General features: G+C 46.9%; 21 protein-coding genes. 18 read left to right on the forward strand and 3 right to left on the reverse strand.

The window, feature by feature from the left end:
* The first annotated feature begins 184 nt into the window (after positions 1 to 184).
* Positions 185 to 562, forward strand: a complete 378-nt coding sequence (locus SporoP33_RS15475) for a CidA/LrgA family protein (RefSeq protein ID WP_081244601.1) — start codon at positions 185 to 187, stop codon at positions 560 to 562.
* Positions 559 to 1,251: an LrgB family protein gene (locus tag SporoP33_RS15480; protein ID WP_081244602.1), complete on the forward strand. Its 693-nt coding sequence runs from the start codon at positions 559 to 561 to the stop codon at positions 1,249 to 1,251. The genes SporoP33_RS15475 and SporoP33_RS15480 overlap by 4 nt, the downstream gene beginning before the upstream one ends.
* A 13-nt stretch (positions 1,252 to 1,264) precedes the next feature.
* Here the strand turns inward: SporoP33_RS15480 and SporoP33_RS15485 are convergent, their stop codons facing one another.
* Both SporoP33_RS15485 and SporoP33_RS15490 read right to left on the reverse strand, forming a co-directional pair.
* A complete protein-coding gene (locus SporoP33_RS15485; RefSeq protein ID WP_081244603.1) occupies positions 1,265 to 1,804 on the reverse strand; it encodes a transcription repressor NadR in 540 nt (179 codons plus the stop codon).
* Positions 1,805 to 1,820: 16 nt separating this feature from the next.
* A complete protein-coding gene (locus tag SporoP33_RS15490) occupies positions 1,821 to 2,966 on the reverse strand; it encodes an IscS subfamily cysteine desulfurase (protein ID WP_231293264.1) in 1,146 nt (381 codons plus the stop codon).
* Positions 2,967 to 3,074: 108 nt separating this feature from the next.
* Here SporoP33_RS15490 and nadC point away from each other — a divergent pair, with 108 nt between their 5' ends.
* The 6 genes from nadC (at position 3,075) to SporoP33_RS15520 (ending at position 9,740) form a co-directional block, all read left to right on the forward strand.
* Positions 3,075 to 3,923, forward strand: a complete 849-nt coding sequence (gene nadC, locus SporoP33_RS15495) for a carboxylating nicotinate-nucleotide diphosphorylase (protein ID WP_081244605.1) — start codon at positions 3,075 to 3,077, stop codon at positions 3,921 to 3,923.
* Positions 3,924 to 3,928: 5 nt separating this feature from the next.
* A complete protein-coding gene (nadA, locus tag SporoP33_RS15500) occupies positions 3,929 to 5,035 on the forward strand; it encodes a quinolinate synthase NadA (protein WP_081244606.1) in 1,107 nt (368 codons plus the stop codon).
* 357 nt (positions 5,036 to 5,392) lie between these two features.
* Positions 5,393 to 6,487: a glutamate 5-kinase gene (gene proB / locus SporoP33_RS15505; RefSeq protein WP_081244608.1), complete on the forward strand. Its 1,095-nt coding sequence runs from the start codon at positions 5,393 to 5,395 to the stop codon at positions 6,485 to 6,487.
* Between the two features lie 18 nt (positions 6,488 to 6,505).
* Positions 6,506 to 7,750, forward strand: coding sequence for a glutamate-5-semialdehyde dehydrogenase (locus SporoP33_RS15510; protein ID WP_081244609.1), 1,245 nt, complete (start codon positions 6,506 to 6,508; stop codon positions 7,748 to 7,750).
* A gap of 19 nt (positions 7,751 to 7,769) precedes the next feature.
* Entirely contained in the window at positions 7,770 to 8,849 is a 1,080-nt protein-coding gene (locus tag SporoP33_RS15515; protein ID WP_081244611.1) for a branched-chain amino acid aminotransferase, read from the forward strand.
* Between the two features lie 90 nt (positions 8,850 to 8,939).
* Positions 8,940 to 9,740 (forward strand): DUF6612 family protein, encoded by an 801-nt coding sequence (locus tag SporoP33_RS15520; RefSeq protein ID WP_081244612.1) that lies wholly within the window; start codon positions 8,940 to 8,942, stop codon positions 9,738 to 9,740.
* A gap of 84 nt (positions 9,741 to 9,824) precedes the next feature.
* On the opposite strand, the gene SporoP33_RS15525 is transcribed toward SporoP33_RS15520, so the two are convergent.
* On the reverse strand, positions 9,825 to 11,120 hold the full coding sequence (locus tag SporoP33_RS15525) for a replication-associated recombination protein A (protein WP_081244614.1): 1,296 nt from the start codon (positions 11,118 to 11,120) through the stop codon (positions 9,825 to 9,827).
* A 127-nt stretch (positions 11,121 to 11,247) separates the two neighbouring features.
* Between SporoP33_RS15525 and cymR the strand changes: the two genes are divergently transcribed.
* The 10 genes from cymR (at position 11,248) to mltG (ending at position 22,420) form a co-directional block, all read left to right on the forward strand.
* On the forward strand, positions 11,248 to 11,667 hold the full coding sequence (cymR, locus tag SporoP33_RS15530; protein ID WP_081244615.1) for a cysteine metabolism transcriptional regulator CymR: 420 nt from the start codon (positions 11,248 to 11,250) through the stop codon (positions 11,665 to 11,667).
* 12 nt (positions 11,668 to 11,679) lie between these two features.
* A complete protein-coding gene (locus tag SporoP33_RS15535) occupies positions 11,680 to 12,828 on the forward strand; it encodes a cysteine desulfurase family protein (RefSeq protein WP_081244617.1) in 1,149 nt (382 codons plus the stop codon).
* Between the two features lie 20 nt (positions 12,829 to 12,848).
* A complete protein-coding gene (gene mnmA, locus SporoP33_RS15540) occupies positions 12,849 to 13,967 on the forward strand; it encodes a tRNA 2-thiouridine(34) synthase MnmA (RefSeq protein WP_081244619.1) in 1,119 nt (372 codons plus the stop codon).
* A gap of 12 nt (positions 13,968 to 13,979) precedes the next feature.
* Positions 13,980 to 14,648, forward strand: coding sequence for a tetratricopeptide repeat protein (locus SporoP33_RS15545; RefSeq protein WP_081244621.1), 669 nt, complete (start codon positions 13,980 to 13,982; stop codon positions 14,646 to 14,648).
* Positions 14,649 to 14,676: 28 nt separating this feature from the next.
* Positions 14,677 to 17,112 carry an SF1B family DNA helicase RecD2 gene (locus SporoP33_RS15550; RefSeq protein WP_081244623.1) on the forward strand — a complete coding sequence of 812 codons (2,436 nt, stop codon included), beginning with the start codon at positions 14,677 to 14,679 and terminating at the stop codon, positions 17,110 to 17,112.
* Positions 17,113 to 17,400: 288 nt separating this feature from the next.
* A complete protein-coding gene (gene alaS, locus SporoP33_RS15555) occupies positions 17,401 to 20,034 on the forward strand; it encodes an alanine--tRNA ligase (protein WP_081244624.1) in 2,634 nt (877 codons plus the stop codon).
* Between the two features lie 168 nt (positions 20,035 to 20,202).
* Positions 20,203 to 20,466, forward strand: coding sequence for an IreB family regulatory phosphoprotein (locus tag SporoP33_RS15560; RefSeq protein ID WP_081244625.1), 264 nt, complete (start codon positions 20,203 to 20,205; stop codon positions 20,464 to 20,466).
* A 5-nt stretch (positions 20,467 to 20,471) separates the two neighbouring features.
* Positions 20,472 to 20,891, forward strand: a complete 420-nt coding sequence (ruvX, locus tag SporoP33_RS15565; RefSeq protein ID WP_081244626.1) for a Holliday junction resolvase RuvX — start codon at positions 20,472 to 20,474, stop codon at positions 20,889 to 20,891.
* Between the two features lie 13 nt (positions 20,892 to 20,904).
* Positions 20,905 to 21,195, forward strand: coding sequence for a DUF1292 domain-containing protein (locus SporoP33_RS15570; RefSeq protein ID WP_081244627.1), 291 nt, complete (start codon positions 20,905 to 20,907; stop codon positions 21,193 to 21,195).
* Positions 21,196 to 21,316: 121 nt separating this feature from the next.
* A complete protein-coding gene (gene mltG, locus SporoP33_RS15575; protein ID WP_231293359.1) occupies positions 21,317 to 22,420 on the forward strand; it encodes an endolytic transglycosylase MltG in 1,104 nt (367 codons plus the stop codon).
* The last annotated feature ends 12 nt before the right edge of the window (positions 22,421 to 22,432 follow it).

Here is a 22,432-nt window from a genome sequence, read left to right on the forward strand (position 1 = left end):
TTGCTCAATACGGCTTCCTACACTATACATGAATTGACAGATAGCGTCAACAGTAGGAAGAATAATCTGAATATTTTTTAATGAAAGTCCGGAAAGACTTGGATTTTTATTGATAAATCTCTATAATGAGGGAGTATTCATTTTGATTAGCATAAATTGGAGAATTACGTAAGGAAGTGTTGGAATGAAACTCATCGTCACGCTCGTACAGGCAGCCTTTTTATACATACTATTTCTGACGGGTGAATTTTTGCGGACCTGGCTTTCGATTCCGCTGCCTGGAAGCATTATCGGATTGCTGTTGCTGTGGGCGCTGCTTGCCGTCAAAATCGTGCCGCTTCGCTGGGTGGAAAAAGGGGCTTATGTATTTCTTTCTACATTGCCGCTGTATTTAATACCGGCCACAGTCGGTGTCATGGATTATGGGCATGTATTTGCAGGGAAAGGCAGTCTGCTAATCGTCATCACGATTATCAGCACATTCATTACGATGGCTGCAGCCAGCCTGGTCAGCCAGTCTATTGCGAAACGCAGCGTAAAAGCGGAGGCGGATCTTTCATGAACATATGGGTGATTACGGTTTTGATGATCATGCTGACGGTCATTATGTATATATTGATGAACGCTGTCTACGTTCGGCTCCGGTCTCCTTTTTTAGTTCCGATTCTGACGACAACCATCGCAGTGATCGTCGTGTTATCACTATTGGATATTTCATACGAAACGTATATGACGGGCGGCAGATGGATTGACGCACTGCTTGGCCCTGCGATCGTTTCGCTTTGCATTCCATTGTATAAACAGCGCGATTTGATCAGTAAAAATCTGCTTCCTATTTTCAGCGGGGTAGTGGCAGGAGGTGTGACGGGGATGATTACAGGTGACTTGGCTGCGAGGCTGGCAGGTTTCTCAACCGAACTTCTTGCCAGCATCTTACCGAAATCGATCACGTCACCGATTGCTATGCAGATAGCGGAAGAACTGGGCGGTATTCCTTCGCTTGCCACGGTGTTAGTGATTATCGCAGGACTTGCAGGCATCCTCATGGGCCCCTGGATCTCCCGCTGGTTTGCAATTGATACAGCGATCGGCCAGGGTATCGGACTTGGCGTCGGTGCGCACGCGATAGGCACTTCTAAAGCGCTTGAGTATGGAGAACAGACAGCTTCCATGAGTTCGGTCGCCATGACACTGTCGGCAATTCTCGGTGCGCTTGCAGGCCCTTTATTCGGTATTTGGTTATTTCCATAGAAAAGCAGGATTCCTATTCGACAAGGAATCCTGCTTTTTTTAATGCGTTTTCCGCTTCCAGCAACTGATCTTTCCTAGGGGCTGAGATCGTATGGAGGTGAATGCCGCTTTCGTCCAGATTTAACAGGTACGGTGCTTTTGATTGCTTAATCTGGTCAATAAATGCTTTCACTTCTTGGCGGTTTGAAACCATAATCGACGCTCTCACATCGCCGTATACTGGATGTTCGACACGCACGTCTTTTACGGTCACTCCATGATCGACCAGAATGTGTAATTCTTCCTCTGTTTGTTCAGGATCATGTTTGCAGACAATAATCTTTTCTGCATCTGTTGATTTTTCAGCAGACTGGGTATATAAATATCCTTGATTTGTTGCAATGATCGGTTCATCTTTTGCTTTCAGTAAATTGACATCACTGACTATGACTTGTCTGCTGACATTCGTCAGCTGCCCGAGCTCAGCGCCTGTCACGGGATGGCCCGCCTCCTGCAGCGTCCGAAGAATCAATTCACGACGCTGTTCTCCTCCTGCCTTTGTTTTACGCCACAATGTTCTCACCTGCAATCTATAAAATATCTGACGGAATCTTGTGCATGCTCTCTGCCACTTCAAGCAGCGCTTCCGCCAATTTCTTTACGCTCTCCCCAGTGGAACTGCTTCCAAATGAAATCCGGACCAGACCTTTCGCCAGATGCGGGGGGATATCCATCGCGCCCATCGTCATCGATGACTGCTGCTGTCCGACCTGGCAGGCGCTTCCTGTAGATACCGCGAACCCTCTTCTGTTTAATTCTAACATAATTAGCTGACCTTCTGAGTGTTTGACGCACATCCCCACAATATGAGGCAGCTGTTCGGCTGCACGCGGGCTGCCGTAAAACGTGAATAAATCTTTGCGTGCTGAGAGCAATTCCAGAAACAGCTCGCGAAGTTCAGTGAACGGCTGTACGCCGGTCTGAGCCAGCTCAGCGGCTGCGACGAATGCGGCAATACCCGGCACGTTAACCGTACCGCCGCGAAACCCTTTTTCCTGCGTAGCTCCGGGGAACAGCGGGACAGCCCGGATTCTTGGATTTATATAGACAGCTCCTACACCTTTAGGGCCGTAGACTTTGTGGCTGGACAACGACAGGCTGTCAACGTATACGCTGATGTCTGTCAGCGGCAGCTTGCCGAAAGACTGCACACAGTCACTGTGCAGATAGATTCCTTTAGGACGGACCAGCTCTGAAATGGCACGGACAGGCTGAATGGTGCCGATCTCGGGGTTGCAATGCTGTACTGAGACAACCGAAGTTTCTTCTGTTATTGCGTTAGTTAATGCTTGTAAATCAATCAGACCTTCGCTGGTGAAAGGGACCAGTGAAATGCGATACCCCCTTTCCTGCAGATATGCTGCAGCTGAATGAAGGGAAGGGTGTTCCGCTGCGGACAGGATGATATGCTGCCCTTTTCTTCGGCCGGCCTGTGCCAAAGACAGAAGAGCAAGAGAATTACTTTCTGTCCCGCCCGAAGTGAAATAAAGTCCTTCTGCACGCACTCCGATCAGCGCCGCAAGCTGCTGCCTGCTCTGTGCAAGGACATGCTGTGCTGCGCCTCCTTCATCGTGAAGGCTCGTAGTATTGCCGAATTGCCGCTGCGAAACTGACAGATAGACAGCTGCAGCTTCTTTGCAAAGCGGAGTCGCTGCAGCGTAATCAAAGTAGTGCAAATAAAAAACCCCCTGCATAAAATAATATATTCATCTTGTCATATAACTTTAGTTATGTAAAGATAGATGTAAAGACACCTCAAGCAGAGAAAGGTAGTAGGTACACAAATGAATAGAATGAAACTGGCTTCCATGCTAGAGCAATTTTTTATAGAAGATGTAGGGGATGGCGATCTTTCGGCAAACACATTATTTCCGCCCGATGCACTCGGTGAAATGCAGATAATCGCCAAAACGGCAGGCATATTTTGTGGAACGGATGTGATTACACAAGGTTTTCACGTGATGAACCCCGCCATAGAAGTGACATGTTATGTGCAGGATGGGGAGCGTATGGAAGATCAGCAAGTGCTCGCTGTTGCCAGAGGGCCCGTCAGAAGTCTGTTGAGCGCAGAACGCGTCATATTGAATTGCATCCAGCGAATGAGTGCTATCGCGACGAAGACTGCACAGCTGACGAAACTGATATCCGGCTCGGATACGAGAGTCTGTGACACCCGCAAAACAGCGCCTGGACTGCGCATGCTCGATAAGTATGCAGTACGCACAGGAGGAGGATTCAATCATCGGAACGGCCTGTATGATGCTGTGATGCTGAAAGACAATCACTTGGCTTATGCAGGCTCCATCACTAATGCGGTCGCGCAGCTGAGAAGCCGTCTGGGGCATACGGTAAAAATCGAAGTGGAAATCGAGACGCTTGAACAACTGAAAGAAGCTGTCAAAGCGGAAGCGGATATTATTATGTTCGATAACCGCTTGCCGGAGCAAATTACGGAATGGCTGCCGCTTGTGCCGCCGCATATTATCACTGAAGCCTCGGGTATGATTACGGAGGAAACGATCGAAGCTTACGGCAACACAGGAATTGATTACATATCAGTCGGCGCGCTGACACATTCTGTCATTGCTGCTGATATCAGCGCTACTTTACAACTAACCGGGCAGGGGGACTGAGTAACATGTCGATGATTGATCTCATAAAAGGACAGGCAGATGCTATGTTGCCTGAACACTATAAAAATTACACCGTCAATGAAATGGAAGAGAAAATCCGCACCATCAAACAAACACTGGGAACGAAGCTGTTCATACCCGGCCATCACTATCAGAAAAATGAAGTGATTCAGTTTGCGGACGCCACGGGCGACTCGCTGCAGCTGGCGCAAATTTGCGCAGCCAATGAACAGGCGGAGCATATTGTTTTTTGCGGTGTGCACTTCATGGCGGAAACCGCGGATATTTTGACAACGGAACATCAAAAAGTCTATTTGCCTGATATGCGGGCAGGCTGCTCGATGGCGGATATGGCGGATATATATCAGACAGAACGTGCGTGGGATGAGCTGCAGGCGCGTTTTGGGGATACGATTCTGCCGCTGACGTATGTGAATTCGACCGCCGCGATTAAAGCATTCGTCGGCCGCAGCGGCGGGGCGACGGTAACGTCATCGAACGCCAAAAAAATTGTTGAATGGGCGTTCACGCAGAAAAAGCGAATTTTATTTTTGCCTGACCAGCATCTGGGGCGAAATACAGCATATGATCTGGGTGTGCCGCTCGATCATATGGCTGTTTGGAACCCGATTACAGATGAATTGGAATACGACGGGCAGGATGAAAACTGCCGGGTGATTTTGTGGAAAGGTCATTGTTCAGTCCACGAAAATTTCACTGTGGAAAATATCCGCCAGTTAAGGGAAAATGATCCCGGGCGGCGGATTATTGTTCATCCTGAATGTTCTCATGAAGTCGTCATGAAATCTGATGATAACGGCTCGACGAAATATATTATTGACCAAATTGAAGCGGCGCCGCCAGGCACGAAATGGGCGATCGGCACGGAGATGAATTTAGTGAACCGGCTGATGGAAAACCACCCTGAGCAGGACATCATTTCATTGAATCCGTTAATGTGCCCGTGTCTGACTATGAACCGCATTGACTTGCCGCACTTATTATGGAGTCTTGAAAACATCATGGAAGGCGCCGAACAGAATATTATCAAAGTGGATGAGGTGACCTCAGCTGAAGCAGTAAATGCGCTTGAACGTATGCTCCGCTGTTAATGGAGAAACGCCCGTTTCTGCTCCTTTGACACTTGACAATTACTCTGAATATTGTATGATTGGTGAAAATGATGTTGAACGCTGAAGAAGGACCAGTAGATAAAGAGCATGTGTAAGAGAGCGGAATCCACCGGCTGCAAGTTTCCGTCACAATGCCTTGTTGAACCTGCCTTTTGAGTCCTGTGCAAACACAGGCGCGTCACCCGGCGTTATGGGGAGAGCGGGATTCATGTATATGGATCCAATGATGGTGGCACCGCGGAAGTTACGTCCTTTCGTCCTGATTATATCGGGACGATTGGACTTTTTTTAATTGCATACAGTGAAGTAACAAGTAGAAACGGCAGGCGAATGTAGATGAAAAAACAGAGGATAGTAGTAAAAATCGGCAGCAGTTCTTTAACGAATGATAACGGTGAAATTGATCAGGTGAAATTTAACGATCATGTGGACGCGCTGGCGATGCTGAAAAACGTCGGTCATGAAGTAATTGTTGTATCTTCAGGAGCTGTGGCAGCGGGTTTTGCGCGGCTCGGATATTCTTCCCGTCCGCTGACCATCAAAGGCAAGCAGGCGGCTGCAGCAGTAGGGCAAAGTCTGCTGATCCAGTCGTATATCGAACGGTTCAGCACACATAAAATTGTGCCTGCTCAAATTTTGCTGACACGCCTGGATTTTGCGGATCGTGACCGCTACCGTAATGCGTTTGCGGCGATGTCAGAATTGCTGGACCGCGGGATTATGCCGATCATCAATGAAAATGACACCGTCTCGATTGATGAGCTGACATTTGGCGACAATGATATGCTGTCTGCATTGGTCAGCGGCTTTTTGCATGCAGACCAATTAATAATACTGACAGACGTTAACGGAATTTATACGAGCAACCCACGTACCGACCCGGATGCAGTGCGTTTGACCAAGCTGGATGAAATTACAGATGAACTTCTCGGGGGAACCGATGAAACGGGTTCTAAAGTGGGTACAGGGGGAATGCGCTCCAAACTTCTGGCTGCCAGAACCGCACATACGCTGGCAGTTCCGGTCTTTATCGGGACAGGCTATGGTCAGACAAAATTACTCGACATTTTAAAAGGTCACGGGGACGGAACGTATATTTCCAGTCCTGCCGCTACTACAATCAACACGAACCGGCAGTGGATTGCCCTTCATTCGGAATCTACAGGACGTCTGTACGTTGATAAAGGTGCAGAAGAAGCCATCGTGCATAACGGCCGCAGTCTGCTGCCGGCAGGTGTGTTTAAAGTGCAGGGGAGTTTTGAGGTCGGTGAAGTGGTGGAAGTATTCGGGCTCAATGGTCTGATTGGCAAAGGTGAAGTGACTTACTCATCTGAGCAATTAAAGAAAACAATTGCCGAACGGGACAAGCAGGAAGATTTCAAGCCAATGCTGGAAGTCATTCACAGAGACCGCTGGGTACAACTACAATAAAAAAGGGGCGAATGGAAGATGAGTGAAATCAGACGTAAAGGAAAAGCAGCTAAAGAAGCAAGTGTTGCACTGAATATCGCAACGACAGAAGAGAAAAACGAAGCGCTGCGGCTGATTGCGGATCAGTTGCTGGAAGAACAGGAACAGCTGCTTGCGGAAAACAAAAAAGATATAGAAGAAGGCCGCAAAAAAGGGATTGAATCGGCTGTCCTTGACCGGATTCTATTGACTCCAGACCGCATTGAAGCGATGGCGGAAGGCGTCCGTCTGCTGATTGACCTGAAAGATCCGATCGGCGAGACACTTGAAGATATTACGAAAGACAACGGCCTGCATATCGTCAAGAAGCGTGTGCCGATCGGCGTGATCGCAATGATCTATGAAGCGCGTCCTAATGTTACAATTGACGCGGCCTCACTGGCATTGAAAACAGGAAACGCCGTCGTGTTGCGCGGCAGTTCGTCAGCCAAATATTCTAACCTCGCACTTTGGCGCGTTATTCAGCGCGGACTTGAGAAGAGTTCATTGCCAGTCGATTCCGTTCAGCTGATTGAAGATACGAGCCGTGAGACAGCGAAAGAATTGTTTACGCTCACTGACTATTTGGATGTGCTGATTCCTCGCGGGGGAGCAAAACTAATTGAAACAGTCATTCGTGAATCTACGGTGCCTGTTATTGAGACTGGTGCAGGGAATTGTCATTTATTCATCGACGAAACGGCGGATGAGCAAATGGCAATCGACATTGTCGTCAATGCAAAAACACATCGCCCATCCGTCTGTAACGCTATTGAAACCGTATTGATTGACCGCAGCTGGCTGACGGAGCACGGAGAGAAATTAATTGGTGCATTACGTGAAAAAAATGTCCGGCTGCAGGGAGATGCTGCAGTGCGCACATTTGATCCGTCCATCGAGGCTGTCGAACAGAATGACTGGTCCGGTGAATTCCTGGACTTGACACTGCGCATGAAAAGTGTGGAAAATGTTCAGCAGGCGCTCGATCATATCGCGCAATACAGCACGAAACACTCAGAGGGAATCATTACTCAGAACGATGAGCACGCAGAACGATTCCTGAACAGTGTAGATGCGGCGGCAGTGTACGTGAATGCATCCACCCGTTTCACAGATGGGTTTGAATTCGGTTACGGCGCAGAAATAGGCATCAGTACACAAAAGCTTCATGCCAGAGGGCCGATGGGATTAGAAGCATTGACTTCTTCCAAGTTTGTTATTCGCGGAACGGGCCAAATCAGATAACTTATCAGGAGGTTTTACTATGACAACCGAGAAACAGATCACAATCAATCAGACGACACAGCCGAAAAACAAACCGGCGGCAAATGACCCGCTCGCTTTCGGAACGATTTTCACAGATCATATGTTTGTAATGGATTATACAGACGGCACGGGATGGCATGACGCACGCATTGAACCGTATGAGCCGTTCTTGCTCGATCCGGCGGCTATCGTCCTGCATTACGGGCAAACCGTATTTGAAGGATTGAAAGCGTATCTGAACGAAGATAAAGAAGTTGTGCTGTTCCGTCCTGAAGAAAATATGAAACGGTTAAATCGATCCAATGACAGATTATGCATGCCGATGTTTGATGAAGAATTCGTGCTGGAAGCATTAAAACAATTGGTTTCTCTCGATAAAAACTGGATTCCTGACAGACAAGGAACATCGCTGTATGTACGTCCCTTCATTTTTGCCACGCAGCCCTATTTAGGTGTAGCGCCTTCCAAAACGTACCGCCTGATGATCATTTTATCTCCGGTCGGTCCGTATTATAAAGAAGGTATGAACCCCGTGAAAATCGCAGTGGAATCCCAGTACGTCCGAGCGGCTGCGGGCGGTACCGGCAGTGCGAAAACAGCAGGAAACTATGCAGGAGCCATGAAAGCGCAGGAAGTGGCTGAAGCGGGCGGTTACTCTCAAGTTCTTTGGCTCGATGCGAAAGAACATTGTTATATCGAAGAAGTCGGAGCGATGAACGTTTTCTTCAAAATTAACGGAGAAATTATTACGCCTGCGCTCAATGGAAGCATTCTCGAAGGGATTACACGTAAATCAGTCATTGAATTACTGGAATCATGGGACATGCCTGTTACCGAGCGCAAAATATCTATTCACGAAATCATCGAAGCAAATGAAGCAGGCACGCTTGAAGAAGCGTTCGGCACAGGTACAGCCGCGGTCATTTCTCCGATAGGCGAACTGTTCTTTGAAGGCAAAAAATGCGAAATCAATCACAATGAAATCGGAGAGCTTTCATTGAAGCTATACGATACGATTACAGGTATTCAGACAGGTAAAGTGGAAGATCCGTTCAACTGGGTCGTTGCTGTTGACTAATTTTCATCACAAATGATATCGAATGGTCCGTGACAACTGCGTGGCTGTGAAGTACACTGTAAATAGTTTTGATTGAAGGGGAGTTTCCTGATGAACAAAAGATTTTTCGTTCTATTCCTGGCAGTAATCCTATTTACAATGACAGGATGCGGAAAAACATCTTCCGCGCCGTCAAGTGCGGAAGATGTTTTGAAAAAAGCGGATCATGCGATGAGTAAACTCGAATCCGTTCATACAAGTATCAGTTTTGATGAGAGCAGTGTCACGTCCAATCCTCCGAAACGCACGAGCCAAAACGTTCAAGTGCAGGCGGATTTTCAACGGCATCCGCTGATGGTTTCAGAGGAAGTGGTCTGGAAAGCGCCTTTGCAAACAGCGAGAAACATCAAGCTGTTCCGCCAGGGCGATGAGCTGGCGATGCATGAAAGACTGGTAAAAGATAAAAAAGGCTGGCAAGAAATAACCGAAGATCAGCGCGCTCAGCTGCTTGGTGTTTGGGTTCCGTTTGCATCCCCTGTAATGGATTTGTCGCTGCTTGAGCCATTCGCAGATGATGCGAAACTGGAAAAAATCGATTACGGCTATGCGCTGCAGTTTTCGCTGTCGCCGGCGGACTACCGCAAGCTGATGGAATTGGTTTCTGTGAACAGTGAACAACCGGAGCAATTTATCCATACACACGGCGGGTTTCCTGTCATCGATAAACTCGATATAGAGCTGAAAATCAATGATCAGACGATGTTTGTAACAGGAGTGAAAATGTCGGCAAATGTAACCAGTTATTTTAAACGGGATTATATCCGATATAAACAAAAGCTGGATGCAACGTACAGTTATTTCAATGATATTGATGCCATCCAGACTCCGAAAGATGCCAAGATGTTTCAATAAAAAACTCCACATTTGCCGTCCGGCAGGTGTGGAGTTTTGTTTATGGAATTACTTCTGTTTTACATGAAATCTGCAAATATACTGTCAGCGTGCAGTTTTTTTAGATTTGAACGACTGCAGCCGCTTATGGATGGCAGCCATTCTCGTTTCTTCCCCCGCTTCAACCGGCGTGTAAAACGCAGCATCCGCCAGCGTATCAGGGAGGTATTGCTGATCGGTCCAGCCGCCGAATGTGCCGACGGGCGTCGCGTGCGGATAGACGTAGCCGCCATGCCCGAGTGCAGCTGATCCTCCGTAATGTGTGTCCCGCAAATGCATAGGAATCTCTCCTGTCGGTTTTTCGTGCAGCATTTTCGTTGCGGCGTCGATTGCTTTATAGGCCGAGTTCGATTTCGACGCCAGACACATTTCTACTATTGCCACGGAAAGCGGAATACGTGCTTCCGGCATCCCGAGCCGCAAAGCCGCGTCTGTAGCCGCCAGAACATGGCTGCCGATCGCCGGTGCCGCCAAGCCGATATCCTCATAGCTCATGACAAGCATCCGTCTTGTAACGGCTGTCAAGTCGCCAATCTCAAGCAGCTGCGCCAAATAATACAATGCGGCATCGACATCGCTGCCGCGCACACTTTTTTGAAGCGCGGATAATAAGTTGAAATGGTGCGAGCCTTTTTTATCGCCCAGCAGACTGATGCGGGTGAGCAGCTGAGAAAGCAAATCGTCTTCCACGACGATTACCCCGTCTTCTTCATCACTCGCTGCGAGCAATGATTCAAGAAACGTCAGTGCTTTTCTGGCATCGCCATTCACACCTTCCGCAATTTTTTCGAGCTGCTCTTTTGTGATTTGAATAGATTCCTTACCCAGTCCTTTTTTCTCGTCCTTTAAGGTCCGTTCGAGTAATTCAAGCAGGTCCTCAGGCTGCAGCCGTTTCAGCTGGACAATCTCTCCGCACCGGGATCGGATGGCTGGATTGACATCGTGGAACGGATTTTCTGTCGTCGCTCCAATCAGTACAATCGATCCGCTTTCTACGTGCGGAAGCAAAGTATCCTGCTGCAATTTATTGAAACGGTGAATTTCATCGAGAAACAGCAGTACCTTTCCTGTCATTCTCGCTTCTTTTACGACATCCTCGACATCTTTCTTTCCCGCCACCGTGGCATTCAGCGCGATGAACGGCAATTTTGAAGTGCCTGCAATGGCATAGGCAAGAGAAGTTTTGCCTATGCCCGGTTCTCCGTATAGTAAAAGAGACGGAACATGTCCGTTCTTGATCATCCGATATAAGGGAGTATGGCTGCCAATGACGTGGTTCTGTCCGATGACTTCATCAATCGTACCGGGCCGCATGCGAAAGGCCAAAGGTTCATTATGCATGTATATCCTCCTTGCGTACGTTTGTTCTTTCATTATAACGTAAAACATTAGTGAAGTCATTTGGAAGAACCAGTGATACAATTATGCTATACTGATTTCAGCAATTTTAGTAAAGGACGATGCCCACATGAAAATATCTACTAAAGGACGATACGGACTTACAGTAATAGTAGAATTAGGACGGAAATATGGAGAAGGACCTGTACCTCTGCGGAAGATCGCAGAAGAGCAAAATCTCTCTGAAGCATACCTCGAGCAGCTGATTCCCCCGCTGCGCAACAGCGGACTGGTGAAAAGTGTGCGCGGTGCCTACGGCGGTTATAAACTCGCGAAAGATCCTTCTGAGATTACAGCAGGAGATATTATCCGTCTGCTGGAAGGTCCGATTCAGTTAGTCGAAGGATTAGACGATGACGAGATTCCGCAGCGTGAATTGTGGAAACGGATCGGAGACGCGATTCGAGGAGTGTTAGATCATACAACTATTAAAGATTTAATTGAATTTGATGATTCTTCCGCTGCGGATGAATACATGTTCTATATTTAAAGGAGTTTTCTAATGAAACCTGTTATTTATTTAGACCATGCCGCTACGACGCCTATGCATCCGGCTGTACTGGAACGGTTCACTGACGTACTGGATGATACGTACGGCAATCCGTCGAGTACACATCAGGCCGGCAGACACGCGAAAAAAATGCTGGAGGACGCGCGGAAAACGCTGGCATCTTCTATTAACGCATCGCCTAATGAAATTATTCTCACTTCAGGCGGAACGGAAGCAGATAACTTGGCTATTTTCGGAACTGCACAGTCGATGCAAATGCACGGGCGCCATATCATTACAACTGAAATTGAACATCATGCGGTGTTAAACCCGTGTAAACAACTGGAGTCACAAGGCTATAACGTGACTTATTTGCAGCCCGACATCAACGGGCTCATTACAGCACAACAAGTGCAGCAGGCGCTGACAGATGAAACGATTCTGGTGTCTGTTATGTACGGCAATAATGAAGTCGGCACCATTCAGCCCATCGCTGAAATAGGCCAGATACTTTCCTCGCATCAGGCGGTGTTCCATACCGATGCGGTGCAGGCTTACGGCGCGTGTCAGCTGGACGTGGAGCAAATGCAAGTGGATTTGCTGTCCGTCTCAGCCCATAAACTGAATGGTCCTAAAGGAATCGGATTCCTATATCAGCGCAACGGTAAAATGCTTGCAGGTCAGGTGCTCGGCGGAGCGCAGGAGAAAAAGCGCAGAGCAGGCACAGAGAATGTTCCGGCTGCTGTCGCGTTCGCAGAAGCGGTTTCCATAGCCGAGCAGTCAAAACAAGAGCACGCTATTACGTATTCAGCATATAAACAACAAATGGAGGAAGTGTTCGGACGCCGCGGCTTGCATTTTCAACCGACCGTTCCGGCTGCTGTTCCGTCATTATCACATATTTATCATGTATCGTTTCCCGGTACCGACGTGGAAACATTTTTAATGAGTCTGGATTTGGAAGGCATCGCTGTCTCAAGCGGTTCTGCCTGTACAGCAGGCTCTTTTGAACCGTCGCATGTTGTAACAGCAATGTTCGGCAACGAGTCGGAGAATGCCAGAAATTCGATACGCATCAGCTTCGGCTACGGCCTTACTCCGTCTTCGGTGGAAGAGGCCGCAGAACGGATCGCACACGTCGTTAAACGATTAGTGAAATGAATCAGTAAAGGATGAAAAACATGACAACGAAAAAAGCACCTGCCGATACACGTGTAGTCATTGGAATGTCAGGCGGAGTGGACTCTTCGGTTGCGGCACTGCTGCTAAAACAGCAAGGCTATGAAGTGATCGGAATCTTTATGAAAAACTGGGATGATACAGACGAATCGGGACATTGCACTGCCACAGAAGATTTTGAGGACGTGCGCAGTGTGTGTGATCAAATCGGCATTCCGTATTACTCCGTCAATTTCGAGAAACAATATTGGGATAAAGTGTTTACGTATTTTCTGGATGAATACAAAAAGGGCCGCACGCCAAATCCGGATGTTATGTGCAATAAAGAAATCAAGTTCAAAGCATTTCTTGAGCATGCAAAGAGTCTCGGTGCCGATTACTTGGCAACCGGACATTACGCGCAGGTTGTCGAACGTGAAAACGGCACAGCTATGCTTCGCGGAGTAGATAATAACAAAGATCAGACCTATTTCCTTAATCAGCTGACACAGGAACAGCTTCAGCAAGTGATGTTCCCACTCGGTCACTTGGAGAAAAACAAAGTCCGGGAAATCGCAGAAGAAGCCGGACTTGCTACAGCGAAAAAGAAGGATTCTACCGGGATTTGCTTTATTGGCGAACGTAATTTCAAAGAATTCCTTGGCGAATACTTGCCGGCTAAACCAGGCGAAATGCAGACAATGGACGGTGTCGTGATGGGTAAGCACGACGGACTCATGTACCATACAATCGGCCAGCGTCACGGTCTCGGAATCGGCGGAGCAGGCGAGCCATGGTTTGCGGTCGGTAAAGATCTGGAGCGTAATGTTCTGTTGGTGGAACAAGGTTTCAATCATGACGCACTATTTTCGACAAGCCTGCAGGCGACCGACATGAATATTTGTTCACCGAGAGATTTGCCGGAACGTTTCACATGCACAGCAAAATTCCGCTATCGTCAGCCGGATACAAAAGTAACTGTGCAGCTGACAGGCAATGAAGCAATCGTCACATTTGACGAACCTGTTCGCGCAGTTACACCGGGACAGGCTGTCGTGCTCTATGACGGCGAAGAGTGTCTTGGCGGCGGAACGATCAATGAAGTATTTAAGGACGGCAAAAAACTGACGTATGTAGGATAAGGAGGCAGCAGCATGTCGATTCATAACGAAGCAATTAAAGAAATGCAGGCAGGAAATTACGAAAAAGCGATTGAGCTTTTTACAAAGGCCGTGGAAGAAAATCCGGAAGAAGCAACGGGTTATATTAATATCGGAAATATTTTCGCTTCCCTTGGAGATGCTGAACAGGCAGAGCCGTTTTTTCAGAAGGCACTGACGCTCGATGAAAACGCGGGAACGGCATTTTACGGACTCGCAAATCTTTATTATAATCAGGAGCGCTTTGAAGAGGCCGCTAAATTGTATGAGAAAGCGGTGCAGACCGGTTTAGAATCTGCTGATGCCTATTTCATGCTTGGTAAAAGTCTTGAGCAGGGAGGCAGTGACCGTTTAGCACTGCCATATTTGCAGCGCGCTGCCGAACTGAATCCAGAAGACGCGGAGATTGGATTGTCTTATGGTATTTTATTGGCAAAGCTTGAATTGTTCAAAGAAGCAAAGCCGGTGTTTGAATCCATTCTGGCAAGTGTGCCCGACCATGCGGACACACATTATAATCTCGGCGTACTTTACGCTGTGTCGACTGAAGACAAAGCAAGCGCATTATCTCATCTGGAGAAGGCTTTCACGATTGAGCCAGAGCACACACAAGCCCGCTATTTATTCGATATGATTCAGCTTGGTGAACAGAGCGAAAAATGAACCGGCAGGAAAGGAGGGGGTTTTTCCGATGAATGAATCTGAACAATATGTAATCGGCAGACCGGTGGTGACGATTTTTCATAATACGGCGAATCTGTTTTCCATCGTCAAAATGAAAATCACATCCACAAATACTGATTACCGTGATAAAGAAATCGTCATTAAGGGGTCATTCCCTCCTTTGATAGCCGAAGAAGATTATAAATTCACGGGGCGTCTTGTCAATCATCCCGTGCACGGACAGCAATTTGATGTCCAGACATTTACAAAAGAATTACCAGCAACCGAGGCGGGTCTCATCCATTACTTGTCTGGTGATCTGTTTCCGGGCATCGGTAAAAAAACTGCCGGTGATATCGTGAAAATACTCGGCAATAATGTTATCCAGAAGATTCTGGAAGATCGCAGCGTACTCGATCAAGTTCCCCGCTTGAGCGAAGAAAGAAAAGATACCCTCGTTTCTGTGCTGCAGGAGAACCTCGGACTGGAACGGACGATGGTCCAGCTGAATGAATGGGGTTTCGGTCCGCAAGTGGCGATGCGTATTTATCAGGCGTATCAGGACGATGCCATTACGATACTGACCGAAAACCCTTATCGGCTGATCAGAGAAATTGAAGGAATCGGCTTTCAGCGTGCAGATGATCTTGCACAGCAACTGGGACTTGTAGGCGATCACCCGGCGCGTATTAAAGCAGCTGTTTATTACAGCGTACATAGTGAAGTGAACTCAGCAGGGCATGTGTATGTGGAATCAGAAGCAATTCTTCCGCAGGCAAAGCAGCTGCTTGAAGCGAGTCAGCCGCATAGCATTTCGTACGAAGCCATTACACAGGCAGTCATCGAGCTCGTGGAAGAAGGCGCACTTTCTGCTGAAATACAGCGGCTGTACCTTCCGTCTCTGTATTATTCGGAAATTGGCATTGCTGCCAAAGTGAATAAAATATTGGAAAATGAAGTGGACGAACAGTTCCCTGCATCTGAAATCAGAAAAGCAATTGGTGAAATTGAAGAACGTCTTGAGGTGGAGTATGCCGAGACACAGGTGGAAGCGATAGAACGCGCTCTCCATTCTCCGCTTCTCGTATTGACAGGAGGGCCAGGGACAGGGAAGACAACTGTTATTAGAGGGCTGGTCGAGGCGTACGCGGAATTGCATGGAATATCTCTGGATGTAGAAGAGTATGCACGTAAAAAGGAGCCGTTCCCGATTATTTTAGCTGCTCCTACAGGACGTGCGGCAAAACGGATGTCGGAATCTACAGGGCTGCCTGCCATGACCATTCATCGTCTTCTCGGCTTTACAGGCCAGGAAGATGAAGAAGAAACCGAGCGGGAAGTAGAAGGCAATCTCATCATTATTGATGAAACGTCCATGGTGGACACGTGGCTAATGCATCAGCTGCTAAAAGCAGTCCGCAATGATGCCCAATTGTTATTCGTCGGTGACCAGGATCAGCTGCCTTCTGTCGGACCGGGACAAGTGCTGCATGATTTTATGCGGTCCGGTAAAATTCCTGTCGTCGAACTGACGGATATTTTCCGTCAAAGTGAAGGCTCCACCATCATCGAACTCGCACATATGATTAAACAAAAAGAATTGACGATGGATGTGACTAAAAAAACGTCCGACCGTTCTTTCATAAAAGCTTCAAGTGAACAGATTTTACCTGCTGTTAAACAGATTATCCAAAGCGCTGTGTCAAAAGGTCATTCTATTAAAGATATCCAGGTGCTTGCTCCGATGTACAAAGGACCGGCGGGAATTGACGGATTGAACAAGATGATTCAGGAAATCATAAATCCGCCCGCATCAGGCAGAAAAGAAATGGTCTTCGGCGAAACCACTTACCGTGTCGGCGATAAAGTGCTGCAGCTCGTGAATCAGCCGGAGAGCAATGTCTTTAACGGTGATATGGGCGAAGTGGTTGCTATCATGCTGGCTAAAGAAACAACTGACAAAAAAGCCATTATGGTCGTTTCATACGACGGCAATGAAGTGCAATATGAACGCAGCGACTTAAATCAGCTGACGCTCGCCTATTGCTGTTCTATCCATAAATCCCAGGGAAGTGAATTCCCGATTGTCGTTATGCCGATCGTCAGAAGCCAGCGTAAAATGCTGCGGCGCAATCTGCTTTATACAGGCATTACACGTGCAAAAAACTTTTTGATTTTATGCGGTGAAGCAGAAGAGTTCAAAGCAGGTATTGCACGCACAGACGAAACAGAACGGCAGACCACGCTGAAAGAACGGATTGAAGGAGAGACAGCAGGACAGCAAGAAACGAAAGCCGTTCCATCTGAAACTGCTGCGAATCCAAAAAAAGAGTCCGTACAAGAAACGAAGAAACAGGAAGATGCATCCCCAGCAAAATTGACGATGGATAATTTCACTGCAATTGATCCTATGATCGGGATGTCTGATTTGTCACCATTCGACTTTCTAGAGGCGACTGATTGACAAAGCGATGGAACTTTCCTATAATTCGTTTAGAAATATCGAAAAACGTTGAAGGAACGAGTACCTGCATATTCTGTGTGAAGAAAAGAGCTTCTTGGCTGAAAAAGCTCTCTCAGAACTGCAGGGAACGCTATTCCGAAGTGCAGGTTAATCCCTGCCGTCTTGCCGCGTTAAGGCAACTCGAGATACCGCGTCATGCGGTAATTAGGGTGGTACCGCGATCAATGAAATCTTCGCCCCTTTTTTTAAAAGGGGGGGAGTTTTTTTAATTTTAGGAGGAGCAAAACGATGAAGAAGCTTACGTCAACTGAAATTCGCCAAATGTTTTTAGACTATTTTAAGGAGCACGGACATAATGTAGAACCATCAGCTGCATTAGTGCCAGTTGATGACCCGTCTTTGTTATGGATCAACAGCGGTGTCGCTACATTGAAGAAATACTTTGACGGAAGGGTAATTCCTGAAAATCCGCGGATTGCCAATGCACAAAAATCAATCCGCACTAACGACATTGAAAATGTCGGCTACACGGCTCGTCACCATACGTTTTTTGAGATGCTCGGAAATTTTTCCATCGGGGATTACTTCAAAGAAGAAGCGATTATCCGCGCGTGGGATTTTCTGACAAATGATCAATGGATCGGCTTTGACCCGGAATTATTATCCGTGACAATCCATCCGGAAGATGAGGAAGCATATAAAATTTGGAAAGATCAGATTGGAATCCCGGTTGAGCGCATTATTCGCCTGGAAGGGAACTTCTGGGATATCGGTGAAGGCCCAAGCGGTCCAAACTCTGAAATTTTCTATGACCGCGGCCCTTCCTACGGTGATGACTTCTCAGATCCCGAATTATACCCGGGCGGAGAAAACGAACGTTATTTGGAAATCTGGAATTTAGTATTCTCTGAGTTCAATCATAACCCTGATAACACGTATACGCCGCTTCCAAAGAAAAACATTGATACAGGAATGGGACTGGAGCGGATGGCATCGGTAATCCAGGATGTGCCGACGAACTTTGATACGGATTTATTCCTGCCGATCATTGAAGCGGTGGAAAATGTATCTGGAAGAAAGTACGGGGAAACATCCCAAGCAGACACGGCATTTAAAGTTATTGCAGACCACGTTCGTACAGTAGCTTTCGCAATCGGCGACGGAGCACTTCCTTCCAATGAAGGCCGCGGCTATGTTTTGCGCCGTCTGTTAAGAAGAGCAGTGCGTTTCGCTAAGCAATTAGGTATCGATAAGTCGTTTATGTACATGCTGGTGCCGATTGTCGGAGATATTATGAAAGACTTCTATCCTGAAGTGCATGATAAACAGGCATTCATTATGAAAGTCGTGAAAAACGAAGAAGATCGTTTCCACGAAACACTGCATGACGGAATGACGATTCTTTCCTCTATTATTGAAAAAGCAAAAGCGTCGGGTACATTTATTGTTTCAGGCAGTGATGCTTTTAAGCTGTATGACACCTATGGTTTCCCGTTTGAACTGACAGAAGAGTTTGCATTGGAAGAAGATGTAACGGTTGACCGTATCGGATTCGATGAAGAAATGGCTGCACAGCGGAACCGTGCACGGGCTGCCCGCGCCACAACGGATTCCATGCATGTTCAGTCAGGCGTTCTCGGTGAAATTCACGATGCCAGTGAATTCATCGGTTATGGTCAGCTCGAAGCGGACGCAGTCATCAGTGTGCTCATTCAGGACGGGCAGCGCATTGGCCATGCGGCAGAAGGAGAAACAGTCCAGCTGATTTTGGACCGCACACCTTTCTATGCTGAAAGCGGCGGTCAGATTGCAGATAAAGGGACATTGACAAATGATTCCTTCACCGCTGAAGTGCGCGATGTGAAAAAAGCGCCAAACGGTCAAAACCTTCACACCGTCTTCATCAGCTCAGGTGAAATGAATGAAGGCGCAGCAGTTGCTGCAAAAGTGGACGAGTTTTCACGCAACTTGACAGTAAAAAACCATACGGCAACTCACTTATTGCACAGAGCGCTGAAAGACGTTCTAGGTGATCATGTCAATCAGGCTGGATCCTATGTTGGCCCAGACCGTCTGCGATTTGACTTTTCTCATTTTGGACAAGTCACGAAAGACGAGCTAGAGCGCATCGAATTCCAGGTGAATGAACAAATTTGGGCTGGAACGCCGGTCGATACATCGCTTGCACCTATCGCAGAAGCGAAAGAAATGGGCGCGATGGCATTGTTCGGAGAGAAATACGGCGATATTGTGCGCGTCGTAAAAGTCGGAGATTACTCTATTGAATTGTGCGGTGGCTGTCATGTGCGCAATACATCTGATATCAATGTCTTCAAAATCATTTCAGAAGGCGGAATCGGGGCAGGAACACGTCGTATTGAAGCATTTACCGGCGGACAAGCTTTCCGTTCATTTAAAGAAGATCAGGCTGTGATCGACCAAGTGGCGGCGACTGCAAAGGCCACACCGAAAACGGTGGTAACAAAAGTCGAATCCATTCTGGCTGATTTTAAAGAACTGCAGCGCGAAAACGAATCATTGCAGGCGAAGCTCGGCAATAGCCAGCTGACAGCTGTATTGGAGACTGCACAGCAAATCGAAGATATCACAGTGATATCTGCAAATGTAGAAGTAAAAGACAATAACGGTCTTAGACAATTGATTGATGAACTGAAACAAAAAACGGTCAAAAGCGTCATTGTACTCGGTACAGTAACTGACGGGAAAGTCATGCTCGCAGCAGGCGTCACGGACGATCTGAAAGGCGGCGGCTATCACGCAGGGAAAATCGTCAACCATGTTGCCTCACTTTGCGGCGGAAAAGGCGGCGGCCGTCCGGACATGGCCATGGCTGGAGCAAAAGATGCGTCTAAACTTGATGAGGCGCTTCAATCCGTGTATGATTATGTAAAATCTGTTTAACCATTATGTACGTTCGCTATGCATGAATACGGATAAATAGTGCCGGTAAATAAATGGGTATGCACGAGCCCGTATGTAACCGGGCAGCATTTTATCCGTATACTCTATATATAGAAGGTCGATTAGCCGTACTGCACATAATGGAAATCGGAAAGCGGGGTGTCGAGTATGAGTTCGTCTGATGAAACGATGAAATTCAACTTTCCTGAAGAGTCGATGGAGGAAGAAGTAAAAACGGTCATGCTCCACGTTTACAAATCATTAGAAGAAAAAGGCTACAATCCTATCAACCAGATTGTCGGATATTTATTGTCTGGAGATCCAGCCTATATTCCACGCCACGAAGACGCTCGCAGTCTGATACGAAAACTGGAACGGGATGAAATTCTTGAAGAATTAGTAAAGTTTTACATTAGGGAGAATAGGGGCTAGACAGTATGAGAACTATGGGATTGGATGTCGGCACAAAAACGGTCGGCATCGCAATTAGCGACAGCCTCGGCTGGACAGCCCAAGGAATTGAAACCATCAAAATTGATGAGGCAGCAGGTTCTTTCGGCATGAAACGTGTTAAACAGCTGGCAGAAGAGTACGAAGTGACGGAGTTCGTCGTCGGATACCCTAAAAATATGAATAATACAATAGGGCCGCGGGGAGAAGCATCTGAACGCTACGCAGAAAAATTGCGTGAAAAGTTCGGCTTCCCCGTGATATTATGGGATGAACGGCTTACCACAATGGCTGCAGAGCGTGTGCTTATTGAAGCGGATGTCAGCCGAAAAAAACGCAAGTCAGTCATTGATAAAATGGCAGCCGTCATGATTTTACAAGGGTATTTAGATTCAAAAAAACTTTAGAGGTGATTACACAATGGAACACGGACAAGAAACAATGACGATTGTAGACGAGAATGGTGAAGAGCACGTATGTGAAGTAATTTTAACATTTGATTCAAAAGAATTTGAAAGATCTTATGTGCTGTACCACGTGCTAGACGGAGAGCCGACAGATGATGATGAAGAAGTTGAAATTCACGCAGCTGCTTTCATTCCGACGGAGGAAACGGAAGAAGGCGGTTCGCTTCTTGAAATCGAATCCGATGAAGAGTGGGATATGATAGAAGAAGTACTCAACACGTTTCTTGAAGAAGAAGACGAGTAAACGATAACATCATGTGACGGACGGAATGGTGCGGACCGTTCCGTCTTTTTTGCTTGATTTATCCATAGCGGAAGAAGAGGTGAGGCTTGTGGAAAAAGAGCCCCAAAGAAAAAAAGAGATTATGTTTGAACGAATGCTGGAACAGAAGGAAGAAGTGAGAACCGTCAGAAAAATTGTGTTTTGGATTGTTGCTGTTGTTTTGGTAGTGGGACTGGTTGCAGGATTCTCAGTCTATACATACATAAAAGGTGCATTACAGCCTGTAGATCCAAATTCAGAAAAAGTGGTGGAAGTAGAAATACCGATCGGATCCGGTTTGGACGCAATATCTGAAAAACTTGAACAGTCGGGTATTATAAAAAGTGCCCGTATTTTTAAATACTATGCCAAAGTGAATAATGAAGCTGAATTTCAGGCGGGCACGTATGGGTTAACACAGGCCATGACGCCTGATGAACTGATCGAAAGTCTGAAAACGGGCGTTGTCTACCGCACACCTGTCTTTACACTCGTGATACCGGAAGGCCTTACGCTGGATCAGATTGCAAAGAAAACAAGTGAAAAAACAGATATTACCGAAAAGCAGTTTATGGATTATGTAACGAATGAACAAGTCATCCAAGAATATATCACTAAGTATCCTGATATTATTACAGAAGAAATTCTGAACAAAAATATCAGGTATGCACTCGAAGGCTACTTATTCCCGGCTACCTATCCTTTCTATGAAGAGAAAGTAACAGTGAAAGAAGTGGTCGATACGATGGTAGAGGCAACTGTTCAGAACGTCATTCCGTACCAGGGATATTTGAAGGAAAAAGAAAAATCAGCTCACTGGCTGCTGACATTTGCTTCATTGCTGGAAAAAGAGGCGACAGAACAGGCGGATCGCGATACAATCGCAAGTGTATTCAACAACCGCCTGGAACAAGGCATGCCGCTGCAGACGGATCCGACTGTTTTATATGCGCTCGGCGAACATAAGTCACGCGTGCTGAATGAAGATTTAAAAGTGGATAATGTATATAATACGTATCAAAATAAAGGACTTCCGCCGGGACCAATTGCAAACGCGGGCACCGCGTCGATACAGGCAGTGGTGGAACCGTCTAAAACGAAATATCTCTTCTTCCTGGCCGATAAAGACGGCAAAAATCATTTTGCCAAGACGTATGAAGAACACCTGAAAAACAAAGCAAAATATATCGACAGCCAGAATAAATAATACGCTGTAAAG

The sequence above is a fragment of the Sporosarcina sp. P33 genome (genome assembly GCF_002077155.1).
Classification (GTDB): Bacteria; Bacillota; Bacilli; order Bacillales_A; family Planococcaceae; genus Sporosarcina.